Raw genomic sequence first — 18368 nt, 5'->3', positions numbered from 1 at the left:
GTCACGCGGGTAGCAGGGCGACAAGTGGCTGCCCGAACTCGACCGGCTCGCCGTCCCGGACGAGCACCTCGGCGACCCGGCCACCCTGGTCGGCGACCACCTCGTTCATCAGCTTCATCGCCTCGACGATGCCGACCACCTGGCCGGGTTCCACCTTGTCGCCGACCTCGACGAACGGGGCGCCGCCGGGCTCGGCGGCCTGGTAGTAGGTGCCGACCATCGGCGCGAGGACCGTCCGGCGCGCGTCACCGCCGCCCAGCGCGCCGCCGGAGCCGGCCGAGCCGGCAAGGGCGACGGCGCCAGCCGGCAGGTGCTCGGGTGCGCCCGTCGAGAAGTGGCCGGACGCGCCGGCCGGCGGGGGGCCGGCTGCGCCAGCCGGCTCGGCCGGAGCAGCCGGAACGTGCCACTCGATCTCCAGCACGGTGTCGCCCCGGCGCAGGTGGATCCGACGTACCGGCCCGGCCGTCTCGGCCAGCAGCCGGCCCGCCTGCCGGCGCAGCTCGGCGAGTTCCATCTCTCCGCCCAACGCCTCGGCGGGCTTCTCCGTCCGGTCCGACGCCTCGGCAAGCTCCTCCCGGCTGAGCGCCTCGGCGGGCTTCTCCGCCCGGCCCGACGCCTCGGCAAGCTCCTCCCGGCTGAGCGCCTCGGCGGGCTTCTCCGCCCGGCCCGACGCCTCGGCAGGCTTCTTCCCCCCGCCCACCGCCTTGGCGGGCTGACCCGCCGGACCCGGCTGTCCGGGGATCGACGCGGCGCTCACTCGGGGCCCGCTTCCGACGGCAGCACGCTGGCCGCCGCACCGTACCGACGGAAGCGCCGACGGCGACGCCGGACCAGCTCCCCCGCGGGTACGTCGAGCAGCGGCGCCAGGTTCTCCAGCAGGGCGCGGCGGAGCAGCAGGGCCGCCCCCGCGGGATCGCGGTGTGCCCCCTCGGGCGGTTCGGCGACGATCTCGTCGGCTACTCCCAGCCGCAGCAGGTCGGGTGCGGTGAGCCGGAGCGCTTCGGCGGCCCGGGGCACCGCCGCCCGGTCGTTCCAGAGAATCGCGGCGCAGCCCTCGGGACTGATCACCGAGTAGACAGCGTTGCGCAGCATCAGCACCCGGTCGGCCACGGCCAGCGCGAGCGCGCCGCCGCTGCCACCCTCGCCGATGATCACCGATACGACCGGGGTCGGCAGCCCGGTCATCGCCAGGATGCTCTCGGCGATCGCGGCGGCCTGACCGTGCTGCTCCGCCTCCACTCCCGGATACGCGCCCGGGGTGTCGATCAGGGTCACCACCGGCAGGCGCAGGTTGGCCGCCAGCCGCATGACCCGGATCGCCTTGCGGTAGCCGGCCGGCCCGGCCATGCCGAAGTTGCGGGACCTCAGCTCCCTCGGCCGGTGTCCCTTCTGGTGCCCGATCACGGCGACGTACCGGTCGCCGAGCCGGGCCAGTCCGGCGACGATCGCCGGGCAGTCGACGCCGAGCCGGTCGCCGTGCAGCTCGACGAAGCCGTCGAAGGCGGCGGCCAGGTAGTCGAGTGTGGTCGGCCGGCCGGCGTGCCGGGCGGACCGGACGACCTGCCAGGCGTCGCTCGGATCCGGCACCGCCGCCGCGACCGCGACCGCCACCAGCGACGGCAACGGCGACGGCACCAGCGACGGCGACGGCGACGACGACGGCGACGACGGCAACGGCACCAGCGACGACGACACCAGCGACGACGACGGACCGGTCGCGGCCGACGACGTTCCGGGCCGGCGGGCCGGTGCCGGGGCGACGGCGGAGAGCAGCCAGCGCAGCCTGGGGCGTAGTGCCCGCCGCTCCACCACCATGTCGACCTGGCCGTGCCGGAGCAGGAAGTCGGTGGTCTGGAAGTCGGCCGGGAGCGCCTGCCGGATGGTCTGCCGGATCACCCGGGGACCGGCGAAGCCGAGCCGGGAACCGGTCTCGGCCAGCACGATGTCGGTGCAGGTCGCGAAGGAGGCGGCCACCCCGCCGTAGGTGGGATCGGTGACCAGGCTGACGGTCAGCAGCCCCGCCTCGCGCAGCGCGGCGATCGCCTGGCTGATGGTGGCCATCTGCATCAGCGCGAGTACGCCCTCCTGCATCCGGGCGCCCCCGGAGGCGGTGACCAGGAGCAGCGGCCGGCGCTCGGCGAGGGCGTGCTCGGCCGCCCGGGTGATCAGCTCACCGGTGACCGAGCCCAGGCTGCCGCCGAGAAAACGGAAGTCCATCACGGCCAGCACCAGGCCGTGCCCGCCGATCGTCGCCGTACCGCAGAGCACCGCCTCGGCCAGGCCGGTCGCCGCACGGGCTGCGGCGAGCCGCTGCGGGTACGGCATCGAGTCGACGAACCCGATCGGATCGACCTGGGCCGCCGGTCCGGGCAACGGGCGGAACGTGTCCCGGTCGACGAGTTGGGCGATCCGTTCGGGCGCGTCCAGCCGGCGATGGTCACCGCACTCGGGACAGACGTCGAGGTTGCGCCGCAGTCGCTTGCGGTAGAGCAGCGCCGGGCAGGAGCGGCAGCGGGTCCACGGCTGCTGGGCCAGGTCGGCGTACCCACGGTCGGCGTACCCGCTCCGGCCGGGCGAGACGGTGCCGGTGGACGTGCCGGCGGTCATCGCCGTACCTCGCTCGGGTCGGCGGGGGCGTCCCAGCGGTAGAAGCAGCGTGCCATGGCGTCCGCCGGCACCCGCCAGTTCGCCAGGTACGGCGTGACGTGCGGGGCGAGCCGCTCGCTGACCCGGACGAACTCGGGGTGCCGGCGGGCGTTCTCCACCGCGGCGGAACCCGGGCTCTCCGTCTCGATCAGGTGTACGTACAGGTCGTGCAGCCGGTACAGCGAGCGGTGCCGTACGCCGACCAGCCGGGGCAGCTCGGTCCGGTCCGACTCGGCGAAGATCTGTGCGACCTGTCCCTCGGCGGCCGGTACGACCTTCGCGACGATCAGTGAGCGATCCATCGTGCAGCCTCCCTGGGCGATTCCCGCGCTCCGGATGGGTGACACCGGTACCGGGCCGCGACAAGGGCCTTCCCCCCGACTGCGACTCGTCCGAACGACTGGTGACCACCCTGCCGACCCGGTGTCAACGCGGTGTCACCCGATCGCGTACTCCGTCCCCCTGTCGCGGTGACGCTCCGGTGACGGCAGAGCGGCAGAATGCCCGCACGCGAGCTGTCAGGAGGCACCTGATCCGCTCCCCGAGCAACGGCCGCAACCGCCTTATGCCCAGCTCAGAGCATCTGCGGCAGCAACCGAACGGGTACGTCGGAATGCCGACCGGCGGATTGACCGAGCGTAACGGCGATTGATAACCTTCGTCACACTTTGCGGTGCAAGCGGCCCGATCGGGCGGAGCGCGCGGAGCGGCATCGGCGAGCTGGACGGGGCGGTCCGGGCAGAGCGGACCTCGGGACACGGGTTCCGGGTGCAGGAGGGTGGGGCCGTGACTCCTGAGGAGAGCGCGCCGCACGACGGGCGCCGGACACCGGCCCAGCAGCCCGAGCACCAGTCCGGCCGCACCGTCCAGCTGTTCCTGCTGGACGGGTTCAGCCTGCTGCACGACGGGATACCGGTGGTAGTGCCGCGTGGACTGCAACGGATCATCGCGCTGGTCGGGCTGCGCCCGGGTGCGACCCGGGCGCACCTGGCCGGTCTGCTCTGGCCGGACACCCCCGAGGAGCGGGCGATGTCCTCGCTGCGCACCGCGCTGTGGCGGTTGCGTCAGGAGGGTAGTTGTCCGCTGCTCACCAGCGGGGACACGGTCCGGCTCGACCCGGTGGTACGGCTGGACATCGACGACCTCGTCCGGGCCGCCGAGCGGGTGCGCGACGGCGGCGACCCGCGCTGGGCGGCGCGGGTCCGGGGCGCCGGCCGGCACGACCTGCTGCCCGGCTGGTACGACGACTGGGTACTGCTGGAACGTGAACGGCTGCGCCAGCTCCGGCTGCACATGCTGGAGGACATCGCCCGGGGTCACCTGCGGGCCGGGCGGCACGGCGAGGCGTTGCAGGCCGCCCTCGAGGCGGTCCGCGCCGAGCCGCTGCGGGAGACGCCGCACCGGCTGATCGTCGAGATCCACCTTGACGAGGGCAACGCCTACGAGGCGCTACAGGCCTTCTACGTCTACCGGGACCTGCTGCTCCGCGAGCTGCAACTGGAGCCGTCCGAGACGATGTGTGCCCTGCTCAGTGATCTGCTCGCACCCATACCCCGGCCCACGGCGACACACCGGCCGGGTGCCCGCCCGTCGGCGGCGCGTGCCGAGGCGTACCCGGGCCGGCCGTCCCTGCCGGCGATGCCGGTCCGCCGCTGACCCGCCGTCCCAGCCCGTTCGCCACCCTGACGTCCGCGGCGTCAACCTGGCGTCACCGGAGGAGGACAGCGACCCCGGGCGGCGGTGACGGCATGGTGACGTCACTGCCGGCATGGTGATCGAGCCCGACCGGATGGCCGGAAGGTTGTCCGGGCCGCACCGGGTCCGGACGCCCGCCGGACCCGGTCGGACCCGGTCCGGATACGGACCGGATCGGGCCCGACTATCCAGTGGGGAGACGAGATGAATCGCGTGTTGATCGTCGGCAGGATCGTCCCAGGTACCGAGGATGAGATCGCCAAGATCCTCGCGGAGTCCGACAACACGGACCTGCACACGGTCACCGGGGTACGGCACCGCTCGCTCTACCAGCTCGACGACCTCTGCCTGCACCTGATGGAGACCGACGACTCGGCTCCGTCCCGGCTGGAGCAGGCCAACCGGCATCCGCTCTTCGTCGACGTGACGGAGCGGCTGCGTACCTACATCTCGCCGTACTCGCCGACCTGGCGCTCGCCGCGTGACGCGATGGCGCGGTGCTTCTACCGCTGGGACGGCCCGGAGACGACGGCATAGTACCACCGACCAAGCCCGGCCGGAAGGGGTCCGATGTCCACCAGACCAATGCACGTGCTCGTCGTCGGTGCCGGTACCGGCGGTATGTGCCTGGCGCACGGCCTTCGGCGGGCCGGCATCGGGGTCAGCGTCTACGAGCGCTACCGCGACCGGGGCGACGGCCTGCTCGGCTACCGGGTGGGGATCAACCCGACCGGCTGTAGGGCGCTGCGCGAGTGCCTGCCGCCGGAGCTGTTCACCACGTTCCTCGCCACCTGTGCCCGGGCGCCGCAGTACTTCAACGTGCTGACCGAGCAGCTGCACCGCACCGCCTCCTTCGCGCTGCGCCCCGAGGCCGACCCGACCAGCATCGACCAGTCGGTCTCCCGGATGACCCTGCGCCAGGTGCTGCTGACCGGCATGGACGACCTGGTGCACTTCGGCAAGACGTTCACGCACTACACCCGAACCGACGACGGCCGGGTCACCGCGCACTTCGCCGACGGCAGCACCGCCACCGGCGACCTGCTGGTCGGTGCCGACGGTACGCACTCCGCGGTACGCCGCCAGCACCTGCCGAACGCCGAGGTCCGGGACGCCGGGAGCATCAACATCGCCAGCAAGATCCCGTTGACCCCGCAGACCCGGAGCCTGCTCACCGAGGAGATGCACCGGGGCATCTCGCTGATCTTCGGTGCCGGCGGCGTGATGGGCGTACTGCACGTGATGGAGTTCAAGTGGGACCAGCGCGGTTCGGTCAAGCCCGGCGTCGGCGTCACCGATGCCCGGCTGATCGGGCAGTGGCCGGGTCTGCTCTTCGACAACACCCGGGACTGCATCAACCTGATCATCTGGAGTGCCGCCGACCGGTTCCCGCCGGACGTGATGCGACTGCGCGGCGAGCCGCTCGCCGAGGTGGCCCGGAAGCTGACCCGGAACTGGCATCCGCACCTGCGCGAGCTGCTCCGGCACAGCGACCCCGGCAGTGTCATCCCGATCAAGGTCGCCACGTCGGTACCGGTCGACCCCTGGCCGAGCAGCAACGTGACCCTGCTGGGCGACGCCATCCACACCATGACGCCGGGACGTGGAGTCGGGGCGAACACCGCGCTGCGGGACGCCGCACTGCTGCACCGCCAGTTGGTCGCGGTGGCGGCCGGCGCCAAGCCGCTGCTCGGAGCCGTCGCGGACTACGAGACGGAGATGATCCGGTACGGCTTCGCCCGGGTCGCCGACTCGCTGCGGACCAACGGCACCAACGGGGACGACCCGATCTACAAGCCGGTCATCGGCCGGTTGGCGATGCTGGCGGCCCGGGGCTACTTCAGCGTGACCAGCCGGCTTCCGCCACTGCGCCGCAGGTTCGTCGACGAGCTGTACAACTACCGGGGCGCGGAGGAGCTGAGGACCGAAGTCAAAGCTTGACGCCTCCGGCTCAGCCTGCTGATCCCTGGGCACGGCCCAGGGCGGGGGTGCTGTCCCGGACCACCACCTCGGCCCGGATCCGGCGCAGCCTGGGCCGCTCGGAGCGGGGCTGCATCACGAGTTCCAGCGCAGCCACGCCGACCTCCTCCAGCGGCAACCGCACCGTGGTGAGCGACGGCGTGACGTCCCGGAGCGTCACGATGTCGTCGAAGCCGGCCACCGCCATCCCGCCGGGCAGCGGCACCCCGTGGTCGCGCAGCGCCGAAATGGCACCGACCGCCATCACGTCGTTGACCGCGAAGACGCAACCGGCCCGCAGGTCGCGGGTCAGCAGGTCGCGCATGGTGAGGTAGCCGCCGTCCCGGGTGAAGTCGCCGTACGCCACCTGCGTCTGTGACATCCCGACGCCGAGGTCGGCGAGTCCGGCCTGGAATCCGGCGAGTCGGTCCCGGGCGGTGAGCAGGTGCCGTGGCCCGGCGAGTACGGCGAACCGCCGGTGTCCCAGCTCGACAAGCCGGCGGGCGAGCAGCCGCGCCCCTTCCCGGTTCTCCAGCAGCACCGTGTCGACAGGCAGGACGTGCTGGCTGATCAGCGCGACCCGGGCACCCGCCTCCTCGAGGATGCGCAACTGGGTGCCGAGCCGGTCCCGCAGTGCCCGGTCGGCGGTCCGGCTGCCGGCCACGATGACGGCGCGGGGCCGCTGGCCGCGCAGGGTCGCGAGGTAGTCGAGTTCGCGCTCCGGCCGGCCGGTGCTGTACATCATCACGATGCTGCGGTGCTGTTCGGCGGCGCGCATCACACCGGCCGCGATGGACGAGAAGAACGGGTCGGCGGTGTCGTGGACGAGCAGCCCGACCACGTTCGTACGGCCCCGGGCCATTGCCTGGGCCGGCGCGTTGGCGGAGTAGTCCAGCGCGGCCGCGGCGGCCAGCACCCGGTCCGTCAGGTCCGCCCGCACCTGGCGGGCGCCGTTGCCGTTGAGCACCCGTGACGCGGTCGCCACCGACACCCCGGCCTCCTGGGCCACGTCCATCAGGGTGATGGTGCCGGACGAACGCTTGGTCATGTGGCGGCCCCCGGGAAAGGTGTCGGCGGTGGCGTCCGGGCCGGCGACCCCGCCCGGCATCCGCACCCTACCGCCGGTCCGCCGCACCGCAGTCGCGGGAGAAGAGGAGGACGGCTCGCCTTGGTTTCCACGCGCCGGGCTGGACCGGATCAGTTCACAGTGCACTTTCGAGCCTGGACGGTGCGGCAGATGGCCCGGACTTCCCGGCTCGTCTTGCTCCGACCGGTCCGGGTGCCATACGATCCGATTATTGTGTCGATCGATACAGAAACGGGGAAACGTCATGGGACCACTCGCCGGCAAGGTCGCGCTGGTGACCGGAGGAAGTCGGGGCATCGGTGCCGCGATCGCCTGCACGCTGGCCCGGGACGGCGCGGACGTGGCCCTGACGTACCTGCGGGCGGAGCAGCGGGCCGAGGCCGTCGTCCGGGACGTCGCCGCTGGGCCGACGCGGGCTGGTACTGGCCGCCGACAACACCGACCCGGACGCGGTCACCGGCGCCGTGCAGCGCAACGCCGCCGAGTTCGGCCGGCTCGACATCCTGGTCAACAACGCCGGCATCTTCCGGTACGGGCCGATCGAGGAGATTTCCCTGGGCGACCTCGACCACACCCTCGCGGTACACGTCCGGGGTGTCTACGTCGCGATCAGGGCGGCGGTGCCGCACCTGGCCGACGGCGGGCGGGTGATCAGCATCGGCAGCTGCCTCGCCGAGCGGGTGCCGTACCCCGGGGTCGCGCTCTACGCGATGAGCAAGAGCGCGCTGGTCGGCCTGACCCGGGGGCTCGCCCGCGACCTCGGCGGGCGGGGCATCACCGTAAACGTGGTGCACCCGGGGTCGACCGACACCGAGATGAACCCGGCCGACGGCGAGACGGCGGAGGCCGAGCGCGGTCACATCGCGCTCGGCCGGTACGCGGACCCGGTCGAGATCGCGGCCACGGTGAGCCACCTCGCCGGGCCGGGCGGCCGGTACATCACCGGCACCTCGATCAGCGTGGACGGCGGCTTCGCCGCATGAGCGGGAGGAGCGGCGTGAGCGGGAGGAGCGGGGCCAGCCGGGTGGGCGGGGCGAGCGAGGTGGGCGGGGCGTCATGGCCTGGCTGCTGCTGATCGTCGCCGGGCTGCTGGAGGTCGTCTGGGCACTGGCGCTCAAGCAGACCGAGGGCTTCACCCGGCTCTGGCCCTCCCTGCTGGCCTGTTCCACCGCGCTGCTCAGCTTCGTACTGCTCTCGCTGGCACTGCGCGACCTGCCGGTTGGCACCGGCTACGCGGTCTGGGTGGGTGTCGGCGCGGTCGGGGTGACCCTGGCCGGTATCGTCGCCCTCGGTGAGAGCCTCAGCCCGGCCCGCCTGGTCTTCGTGGCGCTGATCGCGGTCGGCATCGTCGGGCTGAAGGTCTCCGGGACCTGACGGCCGCACACCTGGCCGGCGGGCGGCGACGCGCGGCGGTGCGGAAGGACGGTGGTCGGTGGGCGGGCGGGGTCGGCCGCGCGGGTTCGACCGCACCGAGGCGCTGGAACGGGCCATGGAGGTGTTCTGGCGGCACGGCTACGAGGGCGCCTCGATGACCGACCTGACCACCGCGATGGGCATCAACTCCCCCAGCCTGTACGCCGCGTTCGGCTGCAAGGAGGCGCTGTTCCGGGAGGCGGTGGCGCGCTACGACGAGATGGCGGGGCAGGTCCCACGGCAGGTGCTGCGGGACCTGCTCACCACCCGGGAGGCGTTCACCGCCCTGTTCCGGCACTACGCGCGCAGCTATGTGGACCCGGGGCGCCCGACCGGCTGCATGGTGGCTCTGGCGGCAACCACGATCAGCGCCGGCAACGACGGGGTGCGGGTGTTCCTGGCCGAGTGCCGGCAGGCCGACATCGCCCAGCTCAGGGCACGGCTCGACCAGGGGGTACGGGACGGCGACGTGCCCGCCGGCACCGACACCGGAGCGGCGGCGGAGTTCTTCTACGCGCTCTCCCTGGGCATGGCGCTGCGGGCTCGGGACGGCGCGACCGAGCAGACGCTGCTCACCCTCGCCGAGGCGGCGGTCGCCGGCTGGGACGAGATCCTGGCCTCGACCGCCCCGGCCCGGGGTTGACGACGGGCCGAGGGGGTTCGGGCCGAGGAGTTCGGGCCGAGCTGGATCTTGACGTTGCAGGTGGAACGGGGTTAGCTCGGGAAAGCGGTTACCCATCACGCCACCGAAGGGCCTTCTCGCTTCCATGACCTCCAGGGACCACGGCACCGGGCGGATCATCGTCACCCACGAGCACGGCCGTCGGGTCGTCGTCGACGCGAACGGTGTGAAGATCGCGACCTACGCGTACGACCCTCCGGTGCCGGCCTTCGAGGGGCCCAAGCCCTACCTGCACCCGCTGCGTACCCTCGACGGAGCCCTGGTCTCGGCGTACCGGCCGAACGACCACCGGTGGCACAAGGGGCTCCAGATGACCATCTCGCACCTCTCCGGGCAGAACTTCTGGGGCGGCAACTCGTACGTGCACGGCGAGGGCTACCGCGCCCGGGACAACGTCGGCCGGATGCGGCACGACGGCTTCGACCTGGTCGACGTGACCCCGACCGAGCTGACCCTGCGCGAGTCGCTGACCTGGATCACCTCCACCGGCGAGCACTGGGTCGCCGAGCGGCGGGAGCTGCGGTTCCACGGGGTGGACCCCGGACGCGGCAGCTGGATGCTGGACTTCGGCACCGAACTGCGCAACACCCGGAGCGCGGAACTCCGGGTCGGCAGCCCGACCACGCACGGCCGGCCGAACGCCGGCTACACCGGGTTCTTCTGGCGGGGTCCGCGCGGCTGGACGGACGGCCGGATCATCACCGCCGACGGTGGCGGCGGGCCGGAGACGATGGGCCGGCGGTCGCCCTGGCTGGCGTACACCGGGGAGCACGACGAGGTCGACGGCGGCGGCACCGTACTCGTCTTCGCCGGCACCTCCAGCGCGGCGGTCCCGCTGAGGTGGTTCGTCCGCAACACCCCGTTCCCGGCCGTCAACCCCTCCCCCGCCTTCGACGAGGAGGTGGTCCTCGCGCCCGACGAGAGCCTGCGGTTGCGACACCGGGTGGTCTTCGCCGACCGGGCCTGGGAGCGGAGCGAGATCGAGGCGTTCGCGGCGGAGCACGCACCGTGACCGAGGACCGGGACCTTTCCACGCCGGCGCCGCCGTTCCCCGGTGCCGTCGGCATCACCAACCTGCGGGTCTATCCCTGGCAGACCGACGACGGCCTGCACGGCGGCACGCCGCACGTGCACCTGTGCTGCACCGAGTGCTACATCGTGGTCGGCGGCCGGGGGCGGTTGCAGACGCTCACCCGACAGGGCTTCGAGGAGTCCACACTCGCCCCCGGCGACGTGCTCTGGTTCACCCCCGGCACCATCCACCGGGCGGTGAACGACGACGGGGCACTCCAGGTCGTCGTGGTCATGCAGAACAGCGGGCTGCCCGAGGCCGGCGACGCCGTGCTCACCCTGCCGCCGGGGCAGCTCACCGATCCGGCGACGTACCGGCGGGCGGTGTCGCTGACCGGGCCGGACGGCTCCGGCCGGCCCTCGGCGGAGCGGGCGCGGGCCCGCCGCGACCTCGCCATCGAGGGCTTCGCCGAACTCCGCCGCCGCAACGCCGCCGGGGACACGGGAGCGCTCGACGACTTCTACGCGGCCGCCGCCGCCCTGGTACGCCCGCAACTCGACGCCTGGCAGGCCCGCTGGGAACAGGGGGCGGCGGCGGTGAGCCGGCAGACCGGGGAGCAGCTCGACGCCCTGCGGCGCGGCGACCACCGCCACCTCGCCGAGGCCACCGTCACCCGGATCGTCCAACCCGAACAGACGACCCTCGGCATGTGCGGCTTCCTCTCCCCGTACGACCCGCCGCACGCCCGGCGTGACTGACCGCGCCCGGCACCCCTCGCGCTAAGGAGCAGTTGTGGAACCCATCCACGCCGCCGTGGTCGGGACCGGAAACATCGCCGGCCTGCACGCCGAGGCGCTGCGGCGGCTCGGCGACGAGGTACGCCTGGTCGGTGCCGTCGACACCGACGCCGGCCGGCTGTCGGCGTTCTGCGACCGGTACGACGTACCGGCCCGGCACCCCGACCTGGCCAGCCTGCTGGCGAAGGAGCGCCCGGAGCTGGTGCACGTCTGCACCCCGCCCGGCTCGCACCACGAGCTGGCCCTCGGCTGCCTGCGAGCCGGCGTCAACGTGCTGGTCGAGAAGCCACCGACGCTGAACCTCGGCGAGCTGGACGAGCTGGCCGAGGCGGAGCGGCGGCACGGGGCGGCTCTGGCCACCGTCTTCCAGCACCGGTTCGGCTCCGGCGCGCTGCGGCTGCGCGCCATGCTCGACGCCGGCGTGCTGGGCCGGCCGCTGCTGGCGGTCTGCCACACCACCTGGTTCCGCCCGCAGTCCTATTTCGACGTGGAGTGGCGCGGGCGCTGGGCCACCGAGGGCGGCGGCCCGACGATGGGCCACGGCATCCACCAGATGGACCTGCTCTGCGCGGTGCTCGGCGACTGGACCGAGGTCTCCGCCCTGGCCCGCCGGCAGGCCCGGCGCTCCGAGACCGAGGACCTGAGCATGGCCCAGGTCAGCTTCGCCAACGGCGCGGTGGCCAGCGTGGTGAACAGTCTGGTCTCGGTGCGGGAGGAGAGCTACCTGCGGTTCGACTTCGAACGGGCCACTGTCGAACTGACCCACCTGTACGGCTACGGCGACGACGACTGGCGGATCACCCCGGCACCCGAGTACGCCGAGCAGGTGCTCGCCGCCTGGCGCACCGGCCCGGCCGGAGTCCGCAGCAGTCACCAGGCGCAGTTCGCCGAGGTGCTCCGGAGCCTGCGCGGCGGCACCCCGCCCCCGGTCACCTCGGCGGAGGCCCGCCGCACGATGCGACTGGTCGCCGGGGTGTACGCGTCGGCCTTCACCCGCCGGCCGGTCCGGCCGGACGAGCTGGGTGCGGACTCGCCCTTCTACCGGCGGATGCAGGGGGACGGGCCGCGATGGTGAGTAGGCACCGAACACACCGGACGGTGTCGTCGGGACCGACTGGTTCGGACGGGCCGGGCTCGGCTGGTTCGGACGGGCCGGGCTCGGCTGGTTCGGACGGGCCGGGCTCGACGGGACCAGGCAACTCCGCGAGGGCAACTGTCGAGCTGCCCCGCTGATGCGCCCACCGAGCCCGGCTGCGGCTCAGCCTGCCGAAAGTACCTCGTGCAACCTGGCGGCGAAGGCTTCGGCCCGGTCGCCGAATCCTCCGTGGTCGCCGGGGAAGACCACCGGCGGCTCGCCCAGCCGCTCGGCCACCGCCACGGCCGCCCGGTACGGCGGTTGTCCCGTCGACGCCTCGCCCACCGCAGGCCGGACCTGGACGGACCCGTTGCGCAGGCCGTCGAGGTCCGGGAGGTGACCGCCGAACGGCGGCACCTCGTAGCCGACGAAGAACTCCATGTTCCGGCCGATCCGGGCGAGCATCGCGGCGGTCTCCGGATCCGGCTCTCCGGCCGGAGCCTCCGCCCCGCCGGGAATGCGCTCCGGCGCGGCGACGGCGGAAACCGGCGCGGACTGTCCGGCCACGGGCCCCGACCCGGCCGACCCGGCCACGGCCCCCGGCGCGGACCCGCCGGCGGCGGACCCCGGTCCCGGTTGCCGGTTGGCGGTGGGTGACGCTGCCCGCGTCTCGGCGGCGAAGGCGGCGGCGAGGACCTGGTTCGCCGCCTCGGCACCCGCTTTGGCGAAGGCCGCCGCCACGTCGCGCAGCAAGGCACGCCAGTGATCCCGGTCGGGCAGCAGTTCGAACACCGGCGGCTCGTGGGCGACCAGCACCCGGACCAGCTCCGGGTGCCGGGCGGCGAGGCCCAGGCCGATCATCGCTCCGGAACTGTTGCCGAAGACGTACGCCGGCTCCGCCGGTGTCACCCCCAGCGCGGTGAGCAGCCGGTACGCGTCGTCGGCGTGCGCCTCGATCCGCTGCGGACGGGGCGGACCGTCCAGCGGACTGCGCGAGTTGCCGCGCCGGTCGTAGGTCACCACCGTGTACCGGTCGGCGAGCAGCTCGGCCAACGCGGTGTACCCGGCGGCGTCGTACACGCCGCCGCAGATCAGCAGCAGGACCGGGCCGCTGCCGCGCACCTCGTGGTACAGCGTCGCGCCGGGTACGTCCAGGGTGTCGATCCTGGTCATCTCGTCGTACTCCTCGATGGATGGTTGTCGGGGGTGCCGGTCAGTTGGCAAGCCGGTAGCTCAGGTGGGCGACCCGTTCGGCGGCCTCGACCCGCAGCCCGGCAGCTCCGGGGATGCCGTCGAAGAGCCGCACGCCCCCACCGAGCAGTACCGGTGCCAGGTCGATGTCGAACTCGTCGACCAGCCCGGCCGCCAGGTACTGCTGGATCAGGTTGGCACCACCGGAGATCCGTACGTCCCGGTCCCCGGCCGCCGCCCGCGCCTGCGCCAGGGCGCTCTCGATGCCGTCGGTGACGAAGTGGAAGGTGGTGCCGCCCTTGCGGACCCATGGCTCGCGGGGTCGGTTGGTGACCACGAAGACCGGGCACCGGAACGGCGCCTCCTCGGGCCAGCTGACCTCGCCCTCGTCGAACATCCGCCGGCCCAGCACACTCGCTCCGGTCCGCTCGAAGGTCTGCCGGATCCGGTCGTCGTCGGGGCCGGTCTCGCCGCCACCGCCGCCGTACCGCAGCCGCTGCCGGAAGGTCGCGGTGCGGTAGACCCACCCGTGGATCCGGCTACCGCCGTCGCCGAGCGGATTCTCCGGTCCGGCGTTCGGTCCGGCGAGGTAGCCGTCCAGGGAAACACCGACCGTGAAGAACACCTTGCTCATCGTCATCTCCTGTCCTGTGGTGCCGTGAAGTGCCGGCAAAGACGGACGGAGCCGCCGGACGGCATTCGACATCCGCCCCGGACGCGCACTCCGAGAGCGGGCAGTGCAGCCCCGAGAACGGACAGCGCGGGACACACGAGCGGAAATCACGGTCGGCGGTTGTTCCGCTCGGCCGGTCGAACCTGTTGACTGGCCGGAGGAACGACCACGGACGGGGAGGCGGCGAGTTGCGGGTCATCGGGGTGGGCTTCGGCCGTACCGGCACCAGGTCGACGAAGGAGGCGCTCGAACTGCTCGGCTTCGGCCCGTGTCACCACATGGCCGAACTGTTCGCGCAGCCGGCCAGCATCGCCGACTGGCTGCGGGCCGCCCGGGGCGGGCCGGTGGACTGGTCCCGGCTGCTGGGTGGCTACCGCAGCACCGTGGACTGGCCGAGCGTGTACTTCTGGCGGGAGCTGATCGAGGTCTATCCCCAGGCCAGGGTGCTGTTGACGGTACGCGACCCGCAGCGCTGGTACGACAGTGTCCACGACACCATCTACCGGGCCCGGACCATCGACCCGGAGGCGGCGCCACCAGGGCTGCGCGAGGCGGTGCGGGAGCACCCGGAGCTGCTGGACCAGCCGAAGCTGACGGACGCGCTGGTCTGGCGGGGCACCTTCGGCGGGCGGTTCGACGACCGGGAGCACGCCCTGCGGGTCTACGCGGACCACAACGCGGAGGTACGCGCCACCGTGCCGGCCGACCGGCTACTCGAGTTCGACGTGGCGCAGGGCTGGGAGCCGCTCTGCGCCTTTCTCGGCGTCGACCTGCCGGCCGAGCCGTTTCCGCTGCTCAACACGACGGCCTCGTTCCAGGAGCGGCTCGCGGAGCCGGCCGGTCCACGCCTCGACCTCTGACCGCTGGCCGGCCGCCCGGCGATCGGGGTCCGGCCACCGGTTCGCGGATGCGCCGGGACGGGTCGTGCTCCGCCGGGCGGGCGGAGCACGACCCGCCCGCACTCAGCGGTCCATCAGGGCGAAGACGCCCCAGCCGAGATACTCCCGCTGGTATCTGACGTGCCGTACCGGAGCCGTGTCGAGTTCCGCGCGCAGTTCGTCGTGCAGTTCGTCGTCGGGGTTCCGGTCGAGCCAGCGCCGCAGGTTGAGCCACTGGGCCGCGACGTAGCGGTCCCAGCTGCCCTGGTCGGCGAGGACCATCTCGACCACGTCGGTGCCGAGTTCGGCGAATCGTTCCAGCGTCTCGGGCAGCGGCAGGAAGTCGTCCCGGGTGGTCGCGTGGCACGCCTCGACGACCGTCTGGTCGGTCGGCTCGCGGCGCCAGTACGGCTCGCCGACCAGCATGATCCCGCCGGGGCGGAGGCTGCGCCGCAGCAGCGCCACGGTGCCCGGAACCCCGTCACCGATCCAGGTGGCACCGACACAGGCGGCGACGTCGACCGGGGTGTCGGCGACGTGGCCGGACGCGTCGCCGTGCACGAACTCGACCCGGTCGGTGACGCCGAGTTCGGCGGCCCGTGTCTCGGCCTGCCGAAGGAAGACCGTGCTGATGTCCACCCCGGTACCGGTCACCCGGTGGTCCCGGGCCCAGGTGCAGAGCATCTCGCCGGAGCCGCAGGCGAGGTCGAGGAGCCGGGCGCCGGGCGGCAGCCGCAGTGCCGCCCCCAGGGTGGCGAGCTTGCCGCTGTCGAACGGGTTGTGGATGCGGTGGCCGCGCTCCCGGATGGTGAAGTTACGTGGTAGGTCCACTTCTGGAAGTCCTTAGGTGTGAAGAGGTCGTGGGCATCAGCGTGGTCGTCCCGAGTTGACGGTCGGAACGGACTCGACACGCATAAAATGCACCTCTTCACACGTCGGGATCGACACTGACGCGGCCGACGCTAGGCCGGCCGGCCTACCCTGTCCACCGTTTTACCGCCGCGAACCGTCCCGGGGCGCGGCGGCGGAGTGCGCCTCAGCGGGCGAAGATCTGGGACTCGTCACGGAACGCCTTGAACTCCAGGGCGTTGCCGGCGGGGTCGCGGAAGAACATCGTCCACTGCTCCCCCGGCTCACCCGCGAACCGCAGGTACGGCTCGATCACGAACTCGCCGCCGCCGGCCCGGATCCGGTCCGCGAGGGCGTGGAAGTCGTCGACCGAGAGGATCAGCCCGAAGTGCGGCACCGGTACGTCGTGCCCGTCCACCGGATTGCGTCCGGCGTCGGCCTGGCCGATCCCCGGTACGGCGTGGGTCACCACCTGGTGACCGTAGAAGTCCCAGTCGACCCAGGTCTCCGCCGAACGTCCCTCGGCAAGGCCGAGTACGCCGCCGTAGAAGGCCCGGGCCCGGGCCAGGTCGTCGACCGGGATCGCCAGGTGGAAGCCGGGACGGGTGGCCACGGTCATCGTTCGCTCCTCTCCGCCGGGCGTTCCCGGCCGCTCCTCCCATCCAAGCATGATCTTTTTGCCGGGCCGTGACCAGTTCACCGTCCGACTCACCGGCCGTTCACCGGCCGAGGCCCTCGCCGGTGCGGCTGCCGAGACCCGCGCCGGTGCACCGGCCGGGCTCGACGACCTGGAAGCGGACCGGGCTTCCCGGAGCGGCCTGGGCGACCTGCGGAAGGTCGTCGGGGTGCAGCACGCCGATCACCGGATAGCCGCCCATGGTCGGATGGTCGGCCAGGAAGACCACCGGGGAGCCGGCCGCCGGCACCTGCACCGCGCCGAGTACCACGCCCTCGCTGCGCAGTTCCCCGCCGATCCGGCGGGGCAGCGCGGGGCCGTCGAGGCGTACCCCGATCCGGTTGCTGTGCACGGAGACCCGGTAGCACTCGGCGCCGAGGATGCGTACCGCGTCGTCGGTGAACCAGTCGGCCCGGGGGCCGGGCAGGACCCGCAGGGTCAGCTCCTCGACCAGGGTGCCGGTCGGTGCGACGTCGACCGGGGCCGGTGGCCCGGAGACCTCTCCCAGCGGCAGCCGGTCCCCGACGGCGAGTGGCGCGGGGCCGAGCCCGGAGAGCAGGTCGGTGGCGCGACTGCCGAGTACCGCCGGCACCGCGATCCCACCGGCGAGGGCGAGATAGTTGCGCAGCCCACGCCGGGCGGGGTGCACCTCGACGCGGGCGCCGGCCGGTACCGACACCGGAGCCGACCAGCTCGCCGGCCGGCCGTCCACGGTGACCGGTGCCCAGGCTCCGGTGACCGCGACGGTGCCGGCCCGGCCGAACCGCACCGCGACGCCGGTGACGGTCGTCTCGATCGTCGCCGCGCCGGGCGGGTTGCCGACCAGCCGGTTCGCCAGCAGGTGCGCGGGCAGGTCGAGGGCGCCCGAGTGCGGTACCCCGAGATGCGCGTGACCGGGCCGGCCGAGATCCTGCACGGTGCTGAGCGCGCCGGACCGGACGACCTCGACGAAGCGTCCACCGGTCACGCCGGTGCCCCGCCCGGCCCGGTCATCCGTCGACGTCCCGGCGGTCGACCTCCCGGCGGCCCGCGTCCCGAAGGCCCGCGTCCCGGAGCCCCGCGTCCCGAAGGTCCGCGTCCCGAAGGCCCGCGTTGTCAGGGTCGACGTCCCGGAACCGGACCCGGGTGCCGGGGGTGAGCAGGGCGACCGGGTCCCGGTCCGGGTCGAAGAGGACCAGGTCGGTGCTGCCGACCAGTTGCCAGCCGCCGGGCGAGTCCCGGGGGTAGATGCCGGCGTAGCCGCCGGCCAGCGCCACCGCGCCGGCCGGCACCCGGGTCCGGGGCACCGCCCGGCGGGGCAGGTGGTAGCGCTCCGGCAGCCCGGTCAGGTAGCCGAAGCCGGGGGCGAAGCCGCAGAACGCGACCCGGTATTCCGGAGCGCCGTGGATCCGCCGCACCTCCCGCTCCGCGACACCCCAGTGCCGGGCCACCTCGGCCAGGTCGGCGCCGTCATAGCGGACGGGCACCTCGACCAGCGGCCCGTCCGGGGGCCGGGCCGAGGTCGGCCGCCAGCCGTCGAGCCGCCCGGCCAGCGCCGCCGGATCGTCCACCCCGTCGACCAGCACGGTCACCTCACCGGGTACGACATCCCGCGCGCCACCGAGTTCGCCCCGGTCCCGCCGCCGGTGCAGTTCGGCGACAAGTGCGGCGGTCTGCCCCGGCTCGGCGACCTCCAGCAGCAACGCACGCAGCCCCACCGGGATGATCCGCACCCTCGCACCCTTCCCGTCGTACC

General features: G+C 73.1%; 19 protein-coding genes and 1 pseudogene. 10 read left to right on the top strand and 10 right to left on the bottom strand.

The window, feature by feature from the left end; genetic code table 11:
• Nucleotide 1: 1 nt before the first annotated feature.
• From O7626_RS12900 to O7626_RS12890, 3 genes are read right to left on the bottom strand one after another with little or no spacing between them, the layout of a single operon-like run.
• Complete coding sequence (locus O7626_RS12900) at nt 2-757, bottom strand: biotin/lipoyl-containing protein (protein WP_278061410.1); 756 nt, start codon at nt 755-757, stop codon at nt 2-4.
• Nucleotides 754-2607 carry an acetyl-CoA carboxylase carboxyltransferase subunit alpha gene (locus O7626_RS12895; protein ID WP_278061409.1) on the bottom strand — a complete coding sequence of 618 codons (1854 nt, stop codon included), beginning with the start codon at nt 2605-2607 and terminating at the stop codon, nt 754-756. The genes O7626_RS12900 and O7626_RS12895 overlap by 4 nt, the downstream gene beginning before the upstream one ends.
• Nucleotides 2604-2948, bottom strand: a complete 345-nt coding sequence (locus O7626_RS12890) for a TcmI family type II polyketide cyclase (RefSeq protein ID WP_278061408.1) — start codon at nt 2946-2948, stop codon at nt 2604-2606. Before O7626_RS12890 ends, O7626_RS12895 begins: the two co-directional genes overlap by 4 nt.
• Before the next feature lie 568 nt (nt 2949-3516).
• On the opposite strand from O7626_RS12890, the gene O7626_RS12885 reads away from it, so the two are divergent.
• The 3 genes from O7626_RS12885 to O7626_RS12875 all read left to right on the top strand — a co-directional run bounded on the left by O7626_RS12885 (nt 3517) and on the right by O7626_RS12875 (nt 6282).
• The gene (locus O7626_RS12885) at nt 3517-4302 is read left to right on the top strand and encodes a BTAD domain-containing putative transcriptional regulator (RefSeq protein ID WP_278066139.1); all 786 of its coding nucleotides are present in this window, start codon (nt 3517-3519) and stop codon (nt 4300-4302) included.
• Between the two features lie 243 nt (nt 4303-4545).
• Nucleotides 4546-4878, top strand: a complete 333-nt coding sequence (locus O7626_RS12880) for a TcmI family type II polyketide cyclase (protein ID WP_278061407.1) — start codon at nt 4546-4548, stop codon at nt 4876-4878.
• Between the two features lie 33 nt (nt 4879-4911).
• Entirely contained in the window at nt 4912-6282 is a 1371-nt protein-coding gene (locus O7626_RS12875; protein WP_278061406.1) for an NAD(P)/FAD-dependent oxidoreductase, read from the top strand.
• 10 nt (nt 6283-6292) lie between these two features.
• On the opposite strand, the gene O7626_RS12870 is transcribed toward O7626_RS12875, so the two are convergent.
• Entirely contained in the window at nt 6293-7408 is a 1116-nt protein-coding gene (locus O7626_RS12870; protein ID WP_278061405.1) for a LacI family DNA-binding transcriptional regulator, read from the bottom strand.
• A gap of 223 nt (nt 7409-7631) precedes the next feature.
• Here O7626_RS12870 and O7626_RS12865 point away from each other — a divergent pair.
• The 6 genes and pseudogenes from O7626_RS12865 to O7626_RS12840 all read left to right on the top strand — a co-directional run bounded on the left by O7626_RS12865 (nt 7632) and on the right by O7626_RS12840 (nt 12366).
• Nucleotides 7632-8370, top strand: a pseudogene (locus tag O7626_RS12865) (3-oxoacyl-ACP reductase family protein).
• Nucleotides 8371-8443: 73 nt separating this feature from the next.
• On the top strand, nt 8444-8761 hold the full coding sequence (locus O7626_RS12860; protein WP_278061404.1) for a multidrug efflux SMR transporter: 318 nt from the start codon (nt 8444-8446) through the stop codon (nt 8759-8761).
• A gap of 58 nt (nt 8762-8819) precedes the next feature.
• Nucleotides 8820-9443, top strand: a complete 624-nt coding sequence (locus tag O7626_RS12855; RefSeq protein WP_278061403.1) for a TetR/AcrR family transcriptional regulator — start codon at nt 8820-8822, stop codon at nt 9441-9443.
• Between the two features lie 124 nt (nt 9444-9567).
• Entirely contained in the window at nt 9568-10494 is a 927-nt protein-coding gene (locus tag O7626_RS12850) for a PmoA family protein (RefSeq protein ID WP_278061402.1), read from the top strand.
• A complete protein-coding gene (locus O7626_RS12845; protein ID WP_278061401.1) occupies nt 10491-11252 on the top strand; it encodes a cupin domain-containing protein in 762 nt (253 codons plus the stop codon). The genes O7626_RS12850 and O7626_RS12845 overlap by 4 nt, the downstream gene beginning before the upstream one ends.
• A 34-nt stretch (nt 11253-11286) precedes the next feature.
• Nucleotides 11287-12366, top strand: coding sequence for a Gfo/Idh/MocA family oxidoreductase (locus O7626_RS12840; protein WP_278061400.1), 1080 nt, complete (start codon nt 11287-11289; stop codon nt 12364-12366).
• A gap of 183 nt (nt 12367-12549) precedes the next feature.
• On the opposite strand, the gene O7626_RS12835 is transcribed toward O7626_RS12840, so the two are convergent.
• Both O7626_RS12835 and O7626_RS12830 read right to left on the bottom strand, forming a co-directional pair.
• Nucleotides 12550-13539, bottom strand: a complete 990-nt coding sequence (locus O7626_RS12835) for an alpha/beta fold hydrolase (RefSeq protein WP_278061399.1) — start codon at nt 13537-13539, stop codon at nt 12550-12552.
• A 40-nt stretch (nt 13540-13579) separates the two neighbouring features.
• A complete protein-coding gene (locus O7626_RS12830; protein ID WP_278061398.1) occupies nt 13580-14197 on the bottom strand; it encodes a dihydrofolate reductase family protein in 618 nt (205 codons plus the stop codon).
• A gap of 221 nt (nt 14198-14418) precedes the next feature.
• On the opposite strand from O7626_RS12830, the gene O7626_RS12825 reads away from it, so the two are divergent.
• A complete protein-coding gene (locus O7626_RS12825) occupies nt 14419-15090 on the top strand; it encodes a sulfotransferase family protein (RefSeq protein WP_278061397.1) in 672 nt (223 codons plus the stop codon).
• Nucleotides 15091-15192: 102 nt separating this feature from the next.
• Here the strand turns inward: O7626_RS12825 and O7626_RS12820 are convergent, their stop codons facing one another.
• From O7626_RS12820 to O7626_RS12805, 4 genes are all read right to left on the bottom strand, one after another.
• The gene (locus tag O7626_RS12820) at nt 15193-15939 is read right to left on the bottom strand and encodes a class I SAM-dependent methyltransferase (protein WP_278061396.1); all 747 of its coding nucleotides are present in this window, start codon (nt 15937-15939) and stop codon (nt 15193-15195) included.
• A gap of 205 nt (nt 15940-16144) precedes the next feature.
• Entirely contained in the window at nt 16145-16576 is a 432-nt protein-coding gene (locus O7626_RS12815) for a VOC family protein (RefSeq protein ID WP_278061395.1), read from the bottom strand.
• Nucleotides 16577-16676: 100 nt separating this feature from the next.
• Nucleotides 16677-17600, bottom strand: a complete 924-nt coding sequence (locus tag O7626_RS12810) for a biotin-dependent carboxyltransferase family protein (RefSeq protein WP_278061394.1) — start codon at nt 17598-17600, stop codon at nt 16677-16679.
• A 22-nt stretch (nt 17601-17622) separates the two neighbouring features.
• Complete coding sequence (locus tag O7626_RS12805; RefSeq protein WP_347404783.1) at nt 17623-18345, bottom strand: allophanate hydrolase subunit 1; 723 nt, start codon at nt 18343-18345, stop codon at nt 17623-17625.
• Between the last annotated feature and the right edge of the window lie 23 nt (nt 18346-18368).

Source organism: Micromonospora sp. WMMD1102 (assembly GCF_029626265.1).
Lineage (GTDB): Bacteria > Actinomycetota > Actinomycetes > Mycobacteriales > Micromonosporaceae > Plantactinospora.
Note: the sequence above shows the minus strand (reverse complement) of the source record. Positions and strands in the feature narration are given on the sequence as shown.